At 72.8% G+C, this 18,834-nt stretch carries 19 protein-coding genes; 11 read left to right on the top strand and 8 right to left on the bottom strand.

Features of this window, described 5'->3' with window-relative positions:
* Window positions 1-1,551: 1,551 nt before the first annotated feature.
* The 5 genes from R9X44_RS30030 to R9X44_RS30050 all read left to right on the top strand — a co-directional run bounded on the left by R9X44_RS30030 (window position 1,552) and on the right by R9X44_RS30050 (window position 4,417).
* Window positions 1,552-2,334, top strand: a complete 783-nt coding sequence (locus R9X44_RS30030; RefSeq protein ID WP_319817703.1) for an HAD-IIA family hydrolase — start codon at window positions 1,552-1,554, stop codon at window positions 2,332-2,334.
* Window positions 2,335-2,492: 158 nt separating this feature from the next.
* Entirely contained in the window at window positions 2,493-2,870 is a 378-nt protein-coding gene (locus tag R9X44_RS30035; protein ID WP_319817704.1) for a hypothetical protein, read from the top strand.
* Window positions 2,867-3,661, top strand: a complete 795-nt coding sequence (locus R9X44_RS30040; protein ID WP_319817705.1) for a hypothetical protein — start codon at window positions 2,867-2,869, stop codon at window positions 3,659-3,661. Before R9X44_RS30035 ends, R9X44_RS30040 begins: the two co-directional genes overlap by 4 nt.
* Window positions 3,658-4,152 carry a roadblock/LC7 domain-containing protein gene (locus R9X44_RS30045; protein ID WP_319817706.1) on the top strand — a complete coding sequence of 165 codons (495 nt, stop codon included), beginning with the start codon at window positions 3,658-3,660 and terminating at the stop codon, window positions 4,150-4,152. Before R9X44_RS30040 ends, R9X44_RS30045 begins: the two co-directional genes overlap by 4 nt.
* A complete protein-coding gene (locus tag R9X44_RS30050) occupies window positions 4,046-4,417 on the top strand; it encodes a hypothetical protein (RefSeq protein WP_319817707.1) in 372 nt (123 codons plus the stop codon). Before R9X44_RS30045 ends, R9X44_RS30050 begins: the two co-directional genes overlap by 107 nt.
* A 96-nt stretch (window positions 4,418-4,513) precedes the next feature.
* Here R9X44_RS30050 and R9X44_RS30055 read toward each other — a convergent pair whose 3' ends face one another.
* From R9X44_RS30055 to R9X44_RS30065, 3 genes are read right to left on the bottom strand one after another with little or no spacing between them, the layout of a single operon-like run.
* On the bottom strand, window positions 4,514-5,299 hold the full coding sequence (locus R9X44_RS30055; RefSeq protein ID WP_319817708.1) for a sulfite exporter TauE/SafE family protein: 786 nt from the start codon (window positions 5,297-5,299) through the stop codon (window positions 4,514-4,516).
* A 50-nt stretch (window positions 5,300-5,349) separates the two neighbouring features.
* Window positions 5,350-6,768 carry an MFS transporter gene (locus tag R9X44_RS30060; RefSeq protein ID WP_319817709.1) on the bottom strand — a complete coding sequence of 473 codons (1,419 nt, stop codon included), beginning with the start codon at window positions 6,766-6,768 and terminating at the stop codon, window positions 5,350-5,352.
* Entirely contained in the window at window positions 6,765-8,000 is a 1,236-nt protein-coding gene (locus R9X44_RS30065) for a M20 family metallopeptidase (protein WP_319817710.1), read from the bottom strand. The genes R9X44_RS30060 and R9X44_RS30065 overlap by 4 nt, the downstream gene beginning before the upstream one ends.
* A gap of 23 nt (window positions 8,001-8,023) precedes the next feature.
* On the opposite strand from R9X44_RS30065, the gene R9X44_RS30070 reads away from it, so the two are divergent.
* Window positions 8,024-9,139: an Lrp/AsnC family transcriptional regulator gene (locus R9X44_RS30070; protein ID WP_319817711.1), complete on the top strand. Its 1,116-nt coding sequence runs from the start codon at window positions 8,024-8,026 to the stop codon at window positions 9,137-9,139.
* Window positions 9,140-9,185: 46 nt separating this feature from the next.
* On the opposite strand, the gene R9X44_RS30075 is transcribed toward R9X44_RS30070, so the two are convergent.
* The 5 genes from R9X44_RS30075 to R9X44_RS30095 are packed head-to-tail and all read right to left on the bottom strand — an operon-like array spanning window position 9,186 to window position 13,497.
* On the bottom strand, window positions 9,186-10,871 hold the full coding sequence (locus R9X44_RS30075) for a carbon-nitrogen hydrolase family protein (protein WP_319817712.1): 1,686 nt from the start codon (window positions 10,869-10,871) through the stop codon (window positions 9,186-9,188).
* 29 nt (window positions 10,872-10,900) lie between these two features.
* Complete coding sequence (locus R9X44_RS30080) at window positions 10,901-11,644, bottom strand: aspartate/glutamate racemase family protein (protein WP_319817713.1); 744 nt, start codon at window positions 11,642-11,644, stop codon at window positions 10,901-10,903.
* Complete coding sequence (locus R9X44_RS30085) at window positions 11,641-12,543, bottom strand: isocitrate lyase/PEP mutase family protein (protein ID WP_319817714.1); 903 nt, start codon at window positions 12,541-12,543, stop codon at window positions 11,641-11,643. Before R9X44_RS30085 ends, R9X44_RS30080 begins: the two co-directional genes overlap by 4 nt.
* Window positions 12,540-13,196, bottom strand: a complete 657-nt coding sequence (locus R9X44_RS30090) for an isochorismatase family protein (protein ID WP_319817715.1) — start codon at window positions 13,194-13,196, stop codon at window positions 12,540-12,542. Before R9X44_RS30090 ends, R9X44_RS30085 begins: the two co-directional genes overlap by 4 nt.
* Complete coding sequence (locus R9X44_RS30095) at window positions 13,189-13,497, bottom strand: Dabb family protein (RefSeq protein WP_319817716.1); 309 nt, start codon at window positions 13,495-13,497, stop codon at window positions 13,189-13,191. Before R9X44_RS30095 ends, R9X44_RS30090 begins: the two co-directional genes overlap by 8 nt.
* A 129-nt stretch (window positions 13,498-13,626) precedes the next feature.
* Here R9X44_RS30095 and R9X44_RS30100 point away from each other — a divergent pair, with 129 nt between their 5' ends.
* From R9X44_RS30100 to R9X44_RS30120, 5 genes are all read left to right on the top strand, one after another.
* On the top strand, window positions 13,627-14,400 hold the full coding sequence (locus R9X44_RS30100) for an IclR family transcriptional regulator (protein ID WP_319817717.1): 774 nt from the start codon (window positions 13,627-13,629) through the stop codon (window positions 14,398-14,400).
* A gap of 210 nt (window positions 14,401-14,610) precedes the next feature.
* Complete coding sequence (locus R9X44_RS30105; protein ID WP_319817718.1) at window positions 14,611-15,867, top strand: FAD-dependent oxidoreductase; 1,257 nt, start codon at window positions 14,611-14,613, stop codon at window positions 15,865-15,867.
* Between the two features lie 60 nt (window positions 15,868-15,927).
* Window positions 15,928-16,980 carry a class I SAM-dependent methyltransferase gene (locus R9X44_RS30110; RefSeq protein ID WP_319817719.1) on the top strand — a complete coding sequence of 351 codons (1,053 nt, stop codon included), beginning with the start codon at window positions 15,928-15,930 and terminating at the stop codon, window positions 16,978-16,980.
* Window position 16,981: 1 nt separating this feature from the next.
* Window positions 16,982-17,284, top strand: a complete 303-nt coding sequence (locus tag R9X44_RS30115; RefSeq protein WP_319817720.1) for a hypothetical protein — start codon at window positions 16,982-16,984, stop codon at window positions 17,282-17,284.
* On the top strand, window positions 17,285-18,832 hold the full coding sequence (locus R9X44_RS30120; protein ID WP_319817721.1) for an ABC transporter substrate-binding protein: 1,548 nt from the start codon (window positions 17,285-17,287) through the stop codon (window positions 18,830-18,832). It abuts the gene before it with no gap.
* Window positions 18,833-18,834 lie beyond the last annotated feature (2 nt).

Consider the following 18,834-nt stretch of genomic DNA (forward strand, 5'->3'; position numbering starts at 1 on the left):
GGGCCCGTCCGGAGTACGGACGGGCCCGGCCACACGATGCGGCGCGATGCGCGGGGTCGCCTCTCGGCGAAAGGCACAACACGGCTCCAGCCGAACGGTATTCCGTGAAGGCATTAGATGGGGCCCGGGGACACCCGAATCACATCGGCCACGTGCTGTACAACCGACACCCCCCACCCAATGTTCCCGCCCCCCGAACTTTCTCCCCACACCCTCCCCACAGCCCCCCCGCCCACCCCCGCAACCGACCCCTCCGCCCACCCCCGCGACCGACTCCCGCACACCCTCCCCGCGGCCCCTGCGCACCTCGCGGCCGACCCCTCCGCGCACCCCTGCGACCGGCCCCCGCGACCGGCCACGCGCACCCCCGCGACCGGCCCCCGCACACCCTCCCCGCGGCCGAACCCCTCTGCGCACCCTTCGCGACTGGCCCTCGCGACTGGCCCTCGCGACTGGCCCTCGCGACTGGCCCTCGCGACTGGCCCTCGCGACTGGCCCTCGCGACTGGCCCTCGCGACTGGCCCTCGCGACTGGCCCTCGCGACCGGCTACGCGTACCCCCGCGACGGCCCCGCGACCGGCTACGCGTACCCCCGCGACGGCCCCGCGACCGGCTACGCGTACCCCCGCGACGGCCTCGCGACCGGCTACGCGTACCCCCGCGACGGCCTCGCGACCGGCTACGCGTACCCCCGCGACGGCCCCGCGACCGGCCACGCACACCCCCGCGACGGCCCCGCGACCGGCCACGCACACCCCCGCGACGGCCCCGCGACCGGCCACGCGCACCCTCGCGATCGGCCCTCGCGATCGGCCCTCGCGATCGGCCCTCGCGATCGGCCCTCGCGATCGGCCCTCGCGATCGGCCCCCGCGCACCCTCGCGGCCGAACCCCTCCGCGCGCCCTCGCGACCGGCCCCCGCGCACCCTCGCGGCCGAACCCCTCCGCGCGCCCTCGCGGTCGGTCCCTGCGCGGCCCTCGCGGTCGGCTCTCGCGTGCCCTCGCGGCTGGACCCTGTGCAGCCCCGCGGTCGGCCCTTGCGCACCCCCGCGACCGGCCCCCGCGCTCCCTCCGCGCGCCCCCGCGACTGGCTCTCGCGTGCCCTCGCGGCTGGACCCTGTGCAGCCCCGCGGTCGGCCCCTGCGCAGCCCCGGGGTCGGCTCCCGCGTTCCCCGCGGTCGGCCCCTCCGCGCGCCCCTGCGGTAGGCCCTCGCGCGGCCCCGGCAGGCCCCCGGGTCGCGCTGTCCCCGGGGGGCGGGGAGGTAGGAGCGCGGGGGCCGGGGAGGTGGGAGCGCGGGGGGCGGGGAGGTGAGAGCGCGGGGGGCGGGGAGGTGGAGTGGGTGGGGGTGGGAGTGTGGTGGGGGGTGGGTGTGATGGGGAGGTGGAGCGCTGGGGCGGGGAGGTGGAGAGCGCGGGGGCGGGGAGGTGGCGAGAGGGGGGCGGAGGGGTGGAGTGGGTGGGGGTGTGAGGGGGAGGGGGTTGGGGGGTGGGGGGTGGGGTGGGGGTGGGTGGGGGCGTTGTTTGGGGGGTGGGGGGCTGGGAGAATGGGGGGATGATCGAGCGGAAGCCCATTGAGTGTTGGCTGTCGGACATGGACGGGGTCCTCGTGCACGAGGGGAAGCCCGTTCCGGGGGCGGAAGCCTTTATCGCGAAAGTGCTGGGTTCGGGCAAGCGCTTGCTCGTTCTCACTAACAACTCGATTTACACGCCGCGCGACCTTTCCGCGCGGCTCGCGGCGGCGGGGCTGAGCATCGCGCCGGAGATGATCTGGACGTCGGCGCTGGCGACCGCGAAGTTCCTCAACGACCAGCGGCCGCACGGGACCGCCTACGTCATTGGGGAGTCGGGGCTCACGACCGCTTTGCACGAGGTCGGATACATCCTCACCGACCTCGACCCGGAGTACGTGGTCCTCGGCGAGACCCGTAACTACAGCTTCGACCAGATCACCAGGGCGGTCCGGCTGATCGAGCGCGGGGCGAGGTTCATCTGCACCAACCCCGACCCGATCGGGCCGTCGCAGGAGGGTTCGCTGCCCGCGTGCGGCGCGGTCGCCGCGATGATCACCAAGGCCACGGGCGTCGAGCCCTACTTCGTGGGCAAGCCGAACCCGCTGATGATGCGCAGCGCGATCCGGCAGGTGGAGGGGCACAGCGAGTCGACGGCGATGATCGGCGACCGGATGGACACCGACGTCGTCGCGGGCATGGAGGCGGGTCTCGAGACGATCCTCGTCCTCACCGGCGTGACCCGTCGGCACGAGGTGGAGAGGTACCCCTACCGTCCGTCACGGGTCGTTGACTCTGTGGCCGACCTCGTGGACCTCATCGGTTGAGGCTTGTTCCACTCCGGGGGAAAATCCTTTAACCCCCCTACCTCGGGAGAAAAGTACTTATTGGTACCTCATAACGGTTGTCAGTGACCCGGTGAATTCGCCTGTTCCGCGTCGATAACCTCCGATCACTTCGAAATTTCGGGTGACGGGGGGACGCGGTGCCGGCGATTGAGGATTGCCTGACCGCGGTCATGGCGATCCCCGGAGCCAGGTCCGTGGGCCTCGTCGACTTCGCCAGCGGCCTCGTCATCGCCGCCGAGGGCAGGGCGGACGGCGAGGCCGCCGAGCACGCGGCGGGGGCCGCGGAGCTGGTGCGCGCCGTCGTCGCGAGCCCGGTGTTCAGCTCGGCGGGCACCGGTGACGAGATCGAGGAGATCACCGTCAGCGGGACGGCAGGCCACCATCTGCTCGCGCTGGTCACCACCGAGACGGACACGCGGTTGTGCCTGCACCTGGCGCTCGCGGCCGACCGGGGCAACATCGCGCTCGCCAGGCACAGGATGCGTGACGTGCTGCGCGACCTGGCGGCCGGATGAGGCAGATCCGCGCCCATCTGGAGCGCCTGGCGGGGGAGCGCGCCACCGGGACGCTGCTGCTCGGCGAGGACGGCGCGTTCCACCTGCTCGACGGGGCGGTCGCGCACGTCGAGACCGGCCTGACGCCGAGTCTGCGCGACCTGCTGACGGCGTCGGGACGGCTCAGCGAGCAGGGGTGGGAGCGGCTGCGCAGCCGGGGCCCCGGGCAAGGCCCCGCCACTCCCGCCCGCCTCACTGGCGCCGAACTCCAGGCGCACGCGCTCGTCCAGCTGTTCGACGCGGCGTTCTTCCTGTTGCGTTCACCGCACGAGCCGGTCTTCCACGAGGGCAGGGGCGGCTACTGGCCGGACTTCCTCGCGGTCGACCCGGTGACGCTCTGCGTGGAGACGCGCCGCCGCGGGGGCCTGCTCGACGAGGCGTGGCCGTCGCCGCTCGCCGACGACGGCCCGGTCGAGCCGGTGCGCAGGCAGCGTCGTCAGCGGGTGATCCTCACGGGTCTCCAGCTGGAGATCCTGCTGAACGCCGACGGGCGCAAGACCCCGTCCGGGCTCGCGCGGGAGCTCGGACGGACCCGCTTCGGGTGCACTCTCGCCGTCCGCGGCCTCGTCGCGTCCGCGCTCGTCCGGGCCCCGCTGCCCGGCGCGGGCGACGGCCCCGCGCCGGGCGTCCGGGTCGGGGGTGCGCCCCTGCGGGAAGCGGGGGCCCCGCCTTTCGAGGGGCCGACGAAGTGGGCCGACGCCGATCTCGCGTTGCTGACACGGTTGCACGACGCGCTGAGGGAGCTGGAATGAGCGATGAACGGATCTGGAGACACCTGCACGAGCTTCGCCTCAGGGTGCCGCACATGACGGGTTCCCTTGTCGCGACCTGCGACGGGTTCCTCGTCGCGAGCGACCTGCCCGACCCGGTGGAGCCCGACGGGATGGCCGCGATGACCGCGACCGAGCTGTCCCTGTCGGACCGTGTCGCCCGCACCGCGGCTGACGGGACCTTCGAGGAGGTCGTCATCCGCAACAGCGGCGGACACGTCGCGATCTACGCCGTGGGGCCGACCGCGGCCCTGGCGATCCTCGCCGGTCCAGGGGTGACCCTGGGCCGGCTCCATCTGGAGGCAAGGCCCGTCGCACGGGCCATCGCGGCCTTCCTGCCAGAACCCACCAACGAAAGGATGAGGAATGTCGAACCTGGACCAGTCGCTCAAGGAGATGATGTCGATCGATGGCGCCCTCGGCGTGGCGATCGTCGACTACAGCAGTGGCATGGCGCTGGGAGTGCTCGGTAGCACCAAGGCGCTCGACCTCCAGATCGCGGCGGCGGGCAACACCGAGGTGGTCCGCTCCAAGATGCGCACGATCGAGCAGCTCGGGCTGAAGGAGTCGATCGAGGACATCCTGATCACGCTCGACAAGCAGTACCACATCATCCGGCCGCTCACGAGCCGCAGCGGGCAGGGCCTGTTCATGTACGCCGCGCTCGACCGGGGCCGCGCCAACCTCGCGCTGGCCCGCCACCACCTGCGCCGCATCGAGGAGAACGTCGAGGTCTGATCGCCTGACACCGGAAGCCGGGTCCCCCGAGGTCCCGCCTTCCGGGCAGAGCCGCCCCGCCCTCCTCGTCGACCCCGGAGGGCGGGGCCCCGGCGTCTAGCGGAGGGCGTCGGAGAGGTAGAGGACGGCGAGGGCGCAGGCGAGCGCGCCGAGGAGCAGCCGCAGGAAGCGTTCCGGCATCCGCGGTTGCAGCCGCGCCCCGACATACCCGCCGACGAGTCCGCCGAGCCCGCACGCGATCCCGAGGGTCCAGTGCGGCGCGATGTCCCCGCTCGTGACGAACGACAGGACGAGGTAGGTGAGCGCGCCGACGATCGACGTCACGAACGTCGAGGCGAGGGCGGCCGGGGCGACGCGGGCCATCGGCATGCCGCGCCCGGCGAGGATCGGGCCGAGGATCGAGCCGCCCCCGATCCCGTAGATCCCCCCGATGACGCCGACGCCGGCGGCCATCGCCGAGATCGACCGGTCCGACGGCTCGGCCCCGCCCGTCCCCCCGCCCGCGACCGCGGGCCTGAGCGTCCGGTACAGCAGCCAGAGCCCCAGCGGCAGCAGGAACGCCCCGACCAGCAGCCGGAACGCCTGCGGCCCGGGAATCGCGAACACCCGGATGACGGCCCCGACGACCACCCCGGGCAGTGTCCCGAGCACAAGCAGCCGGCTCAGCCGCCCCCCGAGCTGCCCCCGCCGCCGATACCGCAGCAGCGCCCCCGGCCCGGAGACGACGTTGTAGAGCAGGTTCGTCGGCGTCACCGCAGGGTTCGGCACGTGCAGCACGCTCAGCTGCACCGGCAGCAGGAACACCGCCCCGGACACCCCGACCGGGGCGGTGACGACGGAGATGAGCGCCCCGGCACAGAACCCGAGCAGATGGGTCTCCAACGTGGCGCTCTCCGTTTACTCCCAGAATTCCGGTCTTATCGCTCGGAAAACTATCGCACCCGCGCGGTCTCCGTCCTCCGGGCGAACAGGACGGCGGCTCCGGCGACCGCCGCGCAGGCCGCGCACAGCAGCCAGACGACGACATAGGCGGCCTCCGTCGGGGTCCCTTCGAGCGCCATGGTCGCCAGCACCGACGCGATCACCCCGCCCGCCACCGCGCCGCCGAGGGTCTTCACGTTGTTGTAGAGCGCGGTGAGGACCCCGGTGCGGCCCGGGTCGGCGGCCTCGACGATCACCGTAGGCAGCGCGCCGAGGGCGAGGCCGGCGCCGAAGCCCATGAACATCTTGGCGACGACCAGTTGCCACAGCTCCGCGTGCAGGAGCGCCTGGAAGAGGATGCCGCCCGAGACCAGCCCGAACGACAGCACGAGCGCGGCCCGGTAGCCGGTGCCGCGGGCGATCCGCGCGGTGAACGCCGACCCGGCGACGGCAAGGACGGTCGCGGGCAGCGCCATCAGCGACAGGGACAGCGCCGACAGGCCGAAGCCGTAGCCGTCGGTCTCGGGGTCGGCGGCGAGGAACGTCGTGTCGGGGGTCTGGACGCCGAAGAAGACGATGCCGAACAGGAACGCGACGGCGAAGAACGGCGCGATCCTGCGGTCGGCCATGGCCCGCAGGTCCACCAGCGGGTCGGCGGAGCGCAGCTCGACCCTGGTCCACCCCGCGAGCAGCGCGAGGCCCAAGGCCAGGGGCCCGAGAGCGCCCGGGGAGATCCACCCCGACGCCTCGGCCCGCGACACCCCGGAGAGGATCGCGATCATCGCGAAGCCGAGCAGGAGCAGCCCCGGCCAGTCGGCCCGTCCGGTGGCGCGCGGGACGCTCTCGGGCACCCTGAGGAACGAGATCGGCACGCACCCGACCGCGAGCAGCGCGGGCAGCAGCAGCGCCACCCGCACGTTCCCGACGGCCTCGTGCACCGCGCCCATGATCACCGCGCCGAGCAGCCCGCCGAAGGTGAGGGAGCCGACGAGCCGCGCGATGGCCTGCCGCGCCTTGTCCTCGGGCAGCCTGTCCTTGACGAGCGCGACCTCGAGCGGCAGCAGCGCGGCAAGCGGGCCCTGCAGAACCCGTCCGACGAGCAGGGCCTGGAGGTTCGGCGCGAGCGCGACGAGCAGCGTGCCCGCGGCGAGCATGACGAGCGCGATCCGCAGCAGGCGGCGGTGCCCGTACAGGTCGCCGAGCCGCCCGAACGTCGGGACGCACACGGCGGCGGCCAGGAGCTGGAGTGACAGCACCCAGTTGAGGTCGGAGTCGGCGACGCCGTGGTGCTCGCCGAGGGCGGGCAGCAGCGGGGTGAGCCCGCCCTGGAGGAACCCGCTGGTGATCTCGAACATGACGAGGATGCCGACGACCGCGCGGACCGTCGTGTCCCTGCCGCCGGTCACGCCCCGGGGCGGTGCGGCGGTCACGCGGCGGCCGCCTTGGCGAGCCGCCGCGCGGCCAGGGAGGCGAGCAGGAGGGCGGCGTCGGGCAGGACGACGTCGTCGAACGCGGCCTGCGGGGCATGGTTCATGGGCGCGGTCGCCGGGTCGCGATCGGCGGGGCAGGCACTGAGGCCGAGCATCGCGCCGCCGACCTCGCCGAGCACGAAGGAGAAGTCCTCGGATCCGGAGAGCGGCTGCGGGGCCTCGAACGCCCGGTCCCCGCCGAACAGCTCGACCGCCGTCTCCAGCGCGAACGCGGCCTCGGACGCGGTGTTGTGCGTCACCGGGTAGACGAATCTGTAGTCGATGTCGACCTCGACCCGGTGCGCCCTGGCGATGCCCTCGATCGTCTCGACGACGATGTCGCGCACGTCGTGCCTGGTCTTCTCCGAGAACGTCCGCACGGTCCCCTCGAGGCGCGCGGTCTCGGGGATGACGTTGCGGGCGCTGCCCGCGTGCGCTGACCCGACGGTCACGACGGCGGGGTCGAACACGTTGACGGCCCTGGCCACCCGCGTCTGCAGCGCGGTGATCATCTCGGCCATCGCGGGCACGGGGTCGCGGGTGGTGTGCGGGGCCGAGCCGTGCCCGCCCGCGCCCCGGATCGTGACGTCGAACGAGTCGCTCGCGGCGAGGAGGGTGCCGGGACGCGTCCCGATGATCCCCGCGGGCAGCATCGTGGAGAACACGTGCAGGGCGTAGGCCGCGACGGGGCGGCTGCCCGAGGCGTCGAGCACACCCTCCTCGATCATGATCGGCGCTCCGCCGTAGCCCTCCTCGCCCGGCTGGAACATGAGGACGACGTCCCCGGCGAGGCGGTGGCGGCGGTCGGCGAGCAGCCGTGCCGCGCCGACCAGGCCCGCGACGTGCAGGTCGTGGCCGCACGCGTGCATCGCGCCCGCGACCCGCGAAGCGTAGTCGAGGCCGGTGTCCTCCTGGACCGGCAGCGCGTCCATGTCGGCGCGCAGCAGCACCGACGGCCCTGGCCCGCCGCCGCGCAGCACCGCAGTGACGGAGCTGAGCCGCTCCCCGGTGGTGACGTCGAGGGGCAGGCCGTCGAGGGCGGCGAGGACGCGTTCCTGGGTGCGGGGCAGGTGGAGGCCGATCTCCGGCGCGCGGTGCAGGTCGCGGCGCAGGCGGCGCAGGTCGGGGCCGAGTTCGGCGGCGTCGTCGTGCTGGAACATGCCGCGTATCCTGACGAAGTACTCAGCCACCACCGGGAAAACGCAGGGATTGACCTTTGCCACCCGATCCACTGCTGGAATCCGCCGACCTCGACGAGCTCGACTTCCTCCTCGTCGCCGCCCTGCAACGCAGTCCCCGCGCCGACTGGGTGACGATCGGCGCGGCCCTGGGCGTCGACGCCTCCACCGCAGCCCGCCGCTGGGCGCGGCTGACGGGCGCGGGCCTCGCCTGGCTGACCTGCTATCCGACGGCGCTGCCCGGCGCGCACCCGATCGTCGCCATGATCGAGATCGACTGTGTGCGGGGAAGGACGCACGAGGTGGCCGCCGAACTCGCCGATGACCCGCACCTGTTCACGATCGAGCACGTGACAGGGCGGCGCGACCTCCTGGTCACCGCGATCTTCGGCGACCAGGCGGAACTCGCGCGGTATGTCGGGTTCCGGCTCGGCGCGCTGCCGGGCGTCGCGGCCACCCGCACCGACCTCGCGACGACCCTGCACGCCGAAGGCAGCCGCTGGAGGCTCGAGCGGGCCGGCGGCCGCGAGGGCGGCAACACGATCCCCGGGCCGGGAACCCGGGCGTCCGAGGCCCCGCCCGGACGCCCGGGGTCGGGCGGCCTCACCGCCGCCGACCTGCGCCTGATCAAGGTCCTCGGGGAGGACGTCCGGCAGAGCGCCGCGTCCCTCGCCGCCAAGACGGGCCTCAGCCAGACGACGGTACGACGCCGTCTCGCACGCCTTGAGCGGGAGGGCTCGATCGCCTACCGGTGCGAGGTGGCGCGGTCGCGTTCCGGCTGGCCCGTCAGCGTGACGTTCTGGGCGACGGTCCCCGCCCACCGGGTCGCGGAGGTCACCGCGCGCCTCGCCGGGCGGCGTGAGACACGGATGTGCGTGTCCCTGTCGGGCGCGCACAACATGCTGTTCACGGTGTGGCTGCGCTCGATCGACGCGATCCCGGCGTTCGAGGCGTCCCTCGCCGAGCACAGCCCCGACCTCGTCGTCACCGACCGGGCCGTCGCGCTGTGGATTCTGAAGTTCGCGGGCCGTCTCCTCGACCCGCTCGGCCGCCACCTGAGGGCGGTGCCGCTGACGTCGTGGACGCCCGGCGCCGCCGCCGAGGCGGAGGGCGCGCTGCTGCGGCGGCTCGCCGAGGGACCGCCCCGCCCATGAACGCGTCGGCGCGGCGGGGTCGCCCCCCTGCCGCGCCGACGCCCCCTCACGCCGTGAAGCTCCCGTACAGCTGGGGTGCGCGGGTCGCGAGGGGGTCGAGGTGGTGGCCCATCATCTTGTCGTTGGACTCGCGCAGGTCGAGGTCCATGACCAGCTGCTCCTCGAATCCCGGACGGGTCCAGTAGCCGCTCGGGTAGCGCATGAGCGCGATCGGCTGGCCGGGCACGAAGTCGTCGGCGCGCACGATCTGGCTGCCGAGCCCGGCGGGCGCGTCGAGCCTGGTCACCGACACGAGGTGGACGCGGTTCTCCTCGGTCCGCTCGGTGGCCGCGACGTGCATGGCCTCCGGCGTCGTCCACGACGTCGGGTGCGCGATCAGCTCGGCCCCGTTGACGGCAAGGACCCGCGCCACCTCGGGTGCCCACACCTCCTCGCCGACCATGAAGCCGATCCTGCCGAGCGCGGTGTCGGCGACGGCGAGGGAATCACCGGGCGTCGCCCAGGCGCGGTCGGCGTCGGTGAGGTGCGTCTTGCGGTACCGGTGCGCGACCGCGCCGGTGTCGTCCAGCAGATAGACGCTCGAGTAGTACCGGTCGCCCTCGGCCTCGACGAGGCTCGCCGCCACCCAGATCTTGTGCTCGGCGCAGGCCGCCGCGAGCCGCTGGAGCACGTCGCGCGACAGGCCCGCGGCCTTGGCCGGGTCGGCCGCCGCCTCGCCGGGCGCGAGGCAGAACAGCTCGGGCAGGACGCCGAGCCGCGCGCCCTGCCGGGCGGCGTGCGCGACCTGGCCGAGCGCCCGCAGCACGGTCCACTCGGTGTTGCGGGAGAAGCTGACCTGAAGCAGCGCCACCGGCAGCGGCCGGGGAGGCATGTCGGCGGGGGCTGGCCCGTACATCGCCGCGGCGGGGACGTCCGCGAGCGGCTGGGTGAGCACCCCGTACAGGTCGGGACGCCGCCATCCGAACAGATCGCCGACGCCGGGCATCACCTTGTCGTCGGCCATCGCCGGGTCGATGTCGGCGACGATCAGGCCGGGCTCGTCCTCGCCCGCGTCGGCGAGGCGGGTGCCGTCGGGCGCGACGATCTGCGAGCCGCCCATCCACGGCCACTCGTGCTCGGGCCCGCCGACGGTGTTGGCCGCCACGTGCCAGACCCGGTTCTCCAGCGCGCGCAGCGGCACGTGGACGCGGTACTCGTCGGGCCCGCGCGAGTTCAGCGAGTTGCACAGGATCTGCGCGCCCATGAGGGCGAGCGCGCGCGGGGTGTCCGGGACGATCCCGTCGGCGCACAGCAGCAGGCCGATCCTGCCGATCTCGGTGTCGAACACCTCATACGGGTGGTCGCCCGGCGTGAACAGTGTGTACTCGTAGTCCCATAGGACGTGCTTGTGATGGACGCCGACGAGCGCGCCGTCCGGCCCGACGAGCACCGAGCCGATGTGGACGACGGGGGAGGCGTCGCCGCGCAGGTCGACCCCCGCCGCGACGTACACGCCGAGTTCGGCCGCGAGCGCCCGCAGCCCCGTCACGAAGGGGCCGTCCAGCGCCTCGGACCGCTCGTAGCACTCCTCGCGGGAGCCGTAGTCGCGCACCCGGTTGGCGTTCTCCGGCAGCACCACGAGGCGCGCGCCTTGCGCGGCGGCCTCGCGCACGTACCCCGCGCACAGCGCGAGGTTGGCCTCCGGGTCGGCCCCGGAGAAGAACTGGGCCGCCGCGACCCGAACCACTGCCATCTGTCTTTCCTTACCTTCGTGCTGTCGTCTTACAGGGTCGCCAGCAGGCGGCCGGCCCCGGGGACGGGGTCGGTGATGCCGTGGCTGCGGTAGGCGTGCCACAGGGTCGCCGCGTTGATCGGGACGACCGGTTTGCCGATCTCCTCCTCGAGCGCCGCCGCGACCCCGATCACCGGCAGGTTCGTCCCGGCCTGGACCAGGACGTCGACGTCGGGCGCGTCCACCTTGGCGAACGCCGCGCGGATCTCCTCGGGGGTGACGTCGGCGATGGACGTCGCCGACCCGCACTTCAGCCCGTGGACGGCGTGGACGTCATAGCCGAGTTCGGTGAAGTACGCCCTGACCTGCTCGTCGGCGACGGGCTGGTAGGGCGTGATCACCCCGATCCGCCGCGCGCCGAACGCCTGGAGCGCCCGGTGCGTCGCGGAGGCCCCGGTGTAGACGTCGAGGCCCGACATCTCCCTGATCCACGCCTCGAAGCGGGCGTTGCCCTCGACCCCGCCCCAGAACGTCTCGGCGCTCATCCCCATGATGAGCGCGTCCGGCTCGCAGGTCAGGACCGAGGTGACGGCGTTGCCGATCTCGCCGCGCAGGTCCTCGAGGAACGCCTCCATGGTCTCGTCGGAGTCGAGGACGGCGTTGCGGATGAGGATACGTCCCGCGTGGAACGACACGCCCGGTGCGCGGAAGCGGTAGTACTCGTCCTCCACTGCGGTGTTGGTGGACGGGATGATGACGCCGAACACTGCGCGGTCGGCGAGCACGGTGGTCATGCGGGTTCCTTCTCTGGGGAGTCGGGCTGGGCGGGCACTGCCTTCCAGCGGTCCTCGTTCGCCGACAGCGTGGGCAGGCCGAGCACCGTGGTGAACTCGTCCCAGCCCAGCGGCGGCTCGGGGGCCGCGCCGGTGGCGAGGATCGAGCGGTAGGCGTCGCGCATTGCCGCCGCGCCCGCGAGGGCGGCGGCGACGGGGAAGATGGCGATGCGGCATCCGGCGCGGGCCAGGTCCGCGACGGGTTCGGGGGCCTTCCCCGCGGCGGAGAAGTTCACAAGGACGGGCAGGCCGCCCGAGGCGTCACGGGCCTCGGCGACGGTGGCCGCGTCGATCGCGCCCTCGACGAAGACGGCGTCCGCGCCCGCCGCCGCGTACGCGGCGATCCTGCGCATCGCCTCATCCCGCCCGGCCGTGCGCAGCGCGTCGGTCCTGGCGATCAGGACAAGTCGCTCACGGGTCTCGGCCGCCGCGCGCAGCCTGCCGACGGCGTCTTCGAGCGGCGCGAGGCGGGTGCCCTCCATGTGGCCGCAGCGCTTGGGCATCACCTGGTCCTCGAGGTGCAGCGCGGCAGCGCCCGCCCGCTCGTACCTGCGGACCGTCGCGGCGACCTGGAGCGGATCGCCGTAGCCGGTGTCGGCGTCGGCGATGATCGGCAGGTCGGTGCCCGAGGTGACGCGGCCGAGCGCGTCGAGCATGTCCGACGCGCCCACGTAGCCGAGGTCGGGCAGGCCGAACGTGACGGCGCTGACGAGCGCGCCGGAAAGGTGGATCGCCTCGAATCCTGCCTCGGTCGCCAGCCGCGCGGACAGCGCGTCGTGGCAGCCCGCGGCGAGCACGGGCGCGCCCGCGCTCATCCGCGCGCGCAGGCGGTCGGCGGGGTAACCGTTCTGGGGGGTCATACGGCTTCCTTCCACAGGTCATGCACCGTGCGGGTGTCATGGACGTCGGCATACTTCGCGGAGAGATCGAAGAGCGCGGCCTCGTGCGGCCGTGGATCGCGGTCGGCGACGGCGTCGGAGACGACGACGGGCCGGAAGCCGTGGCACAGGGCGTCGAGCGCGGTCGCCCGGACACACCCGCTGGTCGACGTCCCGGTCACCACGACCGAGTCGACGCCGAGCGCCGTCAGGGTGGATGCCAGGGACGTGCCGAAGAACGCCGAGGGGTACTGCTTGGTCACCACGAGGTCGCCGGGCCGTGGCGCGAGGGCGGGCGGCGGCTGCCCCCAGGGCGAGCCCCGGTCGAACAGCCGCAGCGCGGGCACCTTGCGGTAGAACAGGCCGCCGTCCGCGCCGCCCGGCTGGTACTCCACGTAGGTGAACACGACGGGGTGGCCGAGCCGTCGCGCGTCGTCGGCGAGCTCCGCCGTGCGCTCGGCCGCGGCCTCCGCGCCCGCGTACAGCGGCGAGGCCGGGTCGAGGTAGGCCCGCACGAGGTCCACCACGACGAGCGCGGGCCGCGCGCCGAGACCGACGCTGCCGCCGAACCCGGCGGCGCGGTAGTCGTCGGCCAGCGCGCGGTCGCCGGGGGAGCCGTGGGACGGATCAGGCATCGAACTGGATCACCGAGCGGCCCGCGAGGATGGGGGCGAGGCGCTCGGCCACCAGCGCGCGGTGGGCGGGGTGCTCCTGGTAGGCCCGCCAGTCGTCGGCGCTCGCGAAGTCGAGCACCGCGGCGAAGTCCGCGCCGCCCTCAGCGAACTCGAGGGCGGATCCGCAGGACAGCGCGCTGATCTGGGTGACATGCCGGGGCAGGTCATGGAAAGCTTCCTCCGCGGCGCGCTTCTGCGCGGCCGTGGCGGTCGGCTTCCAAGTGAGCAGGACGACGTGTCTCACCTTGGCTTGGCTCACCATGCGGTCGGTTCCTCCGGTGTGTTGTGGGCCGGAGAGTGCTGATTTCTCGTAGTGTGAGAGACTTGTTTCTACGATGTAGGACACCGTAGATCCCGGCGAGGCCGGCGGTCAAGGGGATGAGGAGGAGCTGTGCCGGACAAGACGGACGTCCCTGTGCAGCGGCGCAGCGGGGCGGAGAGCTCCCGCAAGGTGCTGCACCTCCTGCTCGCCTTCAACGAGCGCAGGCACACCCGCACCGCCGCCGAGCTCGCCGCCGAGCTGGGAACGCCGCTCAGTTCGGTGTACCGGTACCTGTCCGTGCTGCGCGAGGAGGGCATGGTCGAGGAGGCCAGGCCCGGCGAGTACCGGCTGAGCCTGCTGTTCGTCGGTCTCGCGGGCGCGGCCCGCGCGGCGGGCGACTCCCTGGAGAAGGTCGCGCGGCCCGTGCTGTCGTCGGTCGCCGAGAAGGGCGGGGAGACGACCCTCCTCATCAAACGGGTCGGCTGGAACGCCACGTGCGTGGACCGCGCCGAGTCGCCCCACCCGGTGCGCCTGCAGTTCGAGCCGGGCCAGCCGATGATCCTGCACAAGGGCTCGGCCTCGCGCGTCCTGCTCGCCTCGATGCCGCCCGACGACCGCCGCCGCTACCTCGCGACCGTCAAGGACCTCACCGCGCCGCAGCGCGAACAGATCGAGGCCGACGTCGACACCGTCGCCCGGGTCGGCTGGGTGGAGAGCTTCGGCGAGGTGGACGAGGGGATCTGGGGCGCGTCGGCGGTGATCCGCGACTGCGGCGACGTCGTCGCGGCGCTCGGCGTCGCGGGTCCGCTCTACCGGCTCCAGCACGCCGACCGGGCGCGGATCATCGACCTCGTGGTGGGCGGCGCTGCCGAGATCTCCCGTGTTCTCGAGGGCCGTTCCTAACATCCGATAACCCCTTCCCAGCCTCGCGAACAAGGCCCCGGCACCCCTGTGCCGGGGCCTTTCGCCGTCCTGACGTGGGACGTTCGGTGTAACCAATCGGTCAACTCGTGTCGGCCAGCCATTGACTTACTCCTCCGGTCATCGTTAGCTTTCCCGCATAGCGAGTGCATGGTTACCGCAGTGTGAGAGCTGCTAGTGATGGAGGAATCCGTGCTTCTCGGCTTCAACGACTCACGGCCCCCGGAGGAGTCCGACGTGGTGGTCGTGGGCCTCGGCCCCGTGGGCGCCACCGCGGCGCTCACGCTCGGCCTGCGCGGGCTGAGGGTGACGGTCCTGGAGTCCGGCCAGGCGGCCGCGGGCTCGCCCGAGGAGTCCCGTGCCTCGACGTTCCACCCGCCCACGCTGGAACTCCTTGACGACCTCGGCGTCGCCGACGCCCTGCACGACGTCGGCCTCGTCTCCGACACCTACCAGTACCGCGACCGCGAGGAAGGGCTGATCGCCCACTTCGACCTGGCTCGCATCGCGGGGGACACCCGCTTCCCCTACCGGCTGCAGAGCGAGCAGCAGAACCTCGTCAGGATCATCGCCGACCGGCTCGCCGACCTGCCCAACGTGCGGATCTACCAGGGCGCGCACGTCAACTCGGCCCGCGACGCGGACGGGTCGGCGGTCGTCTCCGTCGCGGGCTCGCCCGACGCCGACGCCGCCATGATCGAGTGCCGCGCCCGCTGGGTGATCGCCGCCGACGGCGCGCACAGCGCGGTCCGGCGCTCACTCGACCTCGCCTTCGAGGGCATGACCTACCCCGAGCAGTTCCTCGTGGCGTCCACCACGACCGACTTCGCCGCGCTGATCCCCGGCATCGCCTCGGTCAACTACATCTCCGACCCGCGCGAGTGGCTCGTGCTGCTGCGCACGCCGCTGCACTGGCGTGTGCTGTTCCCGATCCCGCCGGGCGAGGCCGAGGCCGAGGCGGCGCTCGACCGCGCCGGCGTCGAGGCGCGGCTCCAGGCGATCGCGCCGAACCCCGACGGCTACGACCTGGTCCACACCCGCATCTACCGGGTCCACCAGCGGGTCGCCGAGACCTTCCGGGTCGGCCGGGTGCTGCTGGCGGGCGACGCCGCGCACATCAACAACCCGCTCGGCGGGATGGGCATGAACAGCGGCATCCACGACGCGGCGGCCGCGGCGGCGGCGATCCTCGCGGCCGAGTCGGGCGACCCGGCGCTCGCCGACGCCTACGACGAGACCCGCAGGTCGGTCGCGCACGACTACGTCCGGGTCGTCACCCATGAGAACTGGGAGATGCTCGGCGAGGAGGACCCGGCCGAGCGGCGGCGGCAGAACGCGCACATGCGCAGGACCGCCGCCGACCCCGAGCTCGCCCGCGCCCATCTGCTGCGCTCGTCGATGCTGTCGTCCCGCGTCGAACGGACCCGGGGTCCGCGCGTTCTCACCTGATAGTTATTAATTCTCACATTATAAGAATCCCCGTTTGTTGAGATGGAGAAGGAGGATGTCTTGGACGTCCCCGTGAACCAGCGGGCCCGCTCGGGCCTCGAGTTCCTAGGCGCGCTCCAGGGCTACACCGGAGGCGTGCTCCAGCAGGCCGCCGCCGCCCGGTACGCCGAGGTCGTCACCGACCCGCCGCTCGACCTGGCCGCCCGCCGCGCCTCGGTGCGCGCCGCGCTCGCCGACCACGGCCCCTGGCTGTTCGACAGGCTCTACACCCGGTACGTCGCCGAGGAGATCTACGTCCGCTCGATCCCGGCCGCCGAGCAGGCGCGCGCGGCGATCGAGGAGTGGCTCGACGTCCCCGGCGACGCCCCTGGCTCGCTCACCCTCGACCCCGAGGTGGCCACCCCGGACTACTTCACCGCGGGCTTCCACCTCACCACCGGCGGCTGGGACGGCCACGACCTGATGGGCGTGGTCATCCACGACCTCGGGTACCGGTACGTCCTCGTGCCCGGCGGCGTCGGCGCGGCCCGCGCGGGCGAGAGCCTGATGGACCACCGCACCCAGGTCGCCCGCGAGGCCCCCCGCCGCGACTACCGGCACGTGCTGGAACTCGGCTGCGGCAACGGCAGGTTCGCCACGGTGCTGAGCACCGAGTTCCCGGGCAGCCACTACACCGGCGTCGAGCTGTCGGCCACCCAGCTGAAGTACGCGCGCGCCCGCGCCGTCCACGAGGGCCGCGACTGGACGCTGGTGCAGGCGCCCGCCGAGGCCACCGGACTGCCCGCCGGCTCGGTCGACCTCGTCGCGGTCTTCACGCTGTTCCACGAGACGCCGCCGAAGGCGACCGAGGCGGTGCTGGCCGAGGCGTTCCGCGTCCTCGAACCCGGCGGCGACCTCGTGATCGGCGACATCGCCCCGCAGGAGCGCAACGCCGCGTTCCGCGCGGTCGTCCTGGACTGGGAGACCGAGCACCGCGGCGAGCCGTTCATGCGCTCCTACCTGCAGCTTGACCTTCCCGCGCTGGTCAAGCAGGCGGGTTTCGCCGACGTCGAGGCGTACGGCCTCGGCAAGGGCGACTACCCGTGGATCGTGCGCGGCCGCAAGGAGGCATGACATGAGCGAACGAACCCCCCGTTATCTGGAGAGCGACCGGCTCGACGACCTGGCCCGCATGATCGCGGAGCTGACGTCGGAACTGTGGATTCTCAAGGACCGCACGCTGGTGCTCGAGCACCTGCTTGAGCGGCACGGCGTCATCGCCGCCGCCGCGGTGGACGGCCTCGCGCCGTCCGCCGACCTCGCCGCGAGGCTGCGCGCCGAGCGCGAGGCGCTCGTCAGCCGGGTCTTCGGGGCGGTCCTCGACCCCGACACCAGAGTCACGGCCGCCGTCGCGGCCGCCGAGAAGCAGGAGCGTTAAGTGGCGGACAAGATCTTCTCCGGCGCGGCGGTGGACCGTCGCGGGTTCCTGCGCGGCGGTATCGCGCTCGGCGGCGTCGCGGTGGGCGGCGGCCTGCTCAGCGCCTGCGGCGGCCCCGGCGGCTCCACCGGCGCGTCCGACGGCGGCGGCCCCCTCACCATCGGCACGGTGATCGTCGACGACACGCTGAACCCGATGCAGGAGCAGTACACGACGTTCCAGTTCAACGCGTTCGACGCGCTGGTCCGCCAGCTGCGCGGCGACGACGAGGCGACGCCGCGTCTCGCCGAGGAGTGGTCGCGCTCCAGCGACACGGTCTGGAAGTTCAAGCTCCGCCAGGGTGTCACGTTCCACGACGGCTCCCCGGTGACGGTCGAGGACATCGTCTTCAGCTTCACCGAGCTCGCCGCACAGCAGTACGCGAACGCCACGGCGGTGGCCACCATCAAGGAGGTCCGCAAGGTCGACGCGACGACACTGCGGATCGAGACGACCGCGCCCGACCCGCTGCTGCTCGCCAGGATCGGCCAGGTCTTCGTCGTCCCCGAGGCGCACTGGAAGAAGGTCGGCGCGGACGGCTTCACCGCGAACCCGATCGGCTCGGGCGCGTTCAAGATCGACAGCTTCCAGGTGGACTCCGGCATCGAGTTCAGCGCCTACGACGGCTTCTACGGCGCCAAGCCCAAGACGCCGAACATCTCGCTGCGCTACTTCACCGACCCGGGCGCGCTCGCGTCCGCGCTCGAGGCCGGCGAGATCGACGCAGCCCAGAACCTCGGCGCGGAGAGCATCAAGACCCTCGCCGGACGCGACGACCTCACCGTCAAGGCCGACTTCAGCGGCAACCAGAACATGCTCCAGCTGAACACCACGAAGGCCCCGTTCGACGACGTCAGGGTGCGCCGCGCGGCGGTCATGGCGGTGGACGCCGCCGCGTTGAACGACGCGATCAACTTCGGCGCGGGCACCCTCGAGGACGGCCAGGTCGCCGCCGAGGGCGTGTTCGGCTACGACAAGAGCCTGAAGCGCACCCCCTACGACCTCGCGGGCGCGAAGAAGCTCCTCAAGGAGGCCGGGGCCGAGGGCGCGGAGATCGAGATCTTCGGCATGAACCTCTACAAGAAGCTCTACGAGGCGGTCGGGGCGCAGCTCCAGGAGGCGGGCTTCAAGCCGAAGATCTCCGCCGTGGAGGTCCCGGTCTGGGTCCAGACGTTCCGCAACGGCTCCGACGCCGACGTCTTCTACCGCGGCGCGTCCTACACCGGCATCTTCGACGCCGACCGGATGTACGGGCACGTGTCGTCGTCCAAGAAGCCGTTCGTCAAGGACGCCAAGTGGGACCGGCTCCTTGAGGCCGAGCGCACCGAGATGGACCCGGACAAGCGCGAGAAGAAGCTCCACGCCTGCGCCGCGTACCTCAACGAGCAGGCTTACGTCCTGCACACCTACGCGGCCCCGACCGTCGGCGGGTTCCGCAAGGGCGTGTCCGGCTTCGACAACACCAACGGCCTGATGCTCCTGCTCGACAGCGTGGTCAAGGAGGGCTGAGG

The organism is Actinocorallia sp. A-T 12471 (assembly GCF_033875155.1).
In the GTDB taxonomy this organism is placed as follows: Bacteria; Actinomycetota; Actinomycetes; order Streptosporangiales; family Streptosporangiaceae; genus Actinocorallia.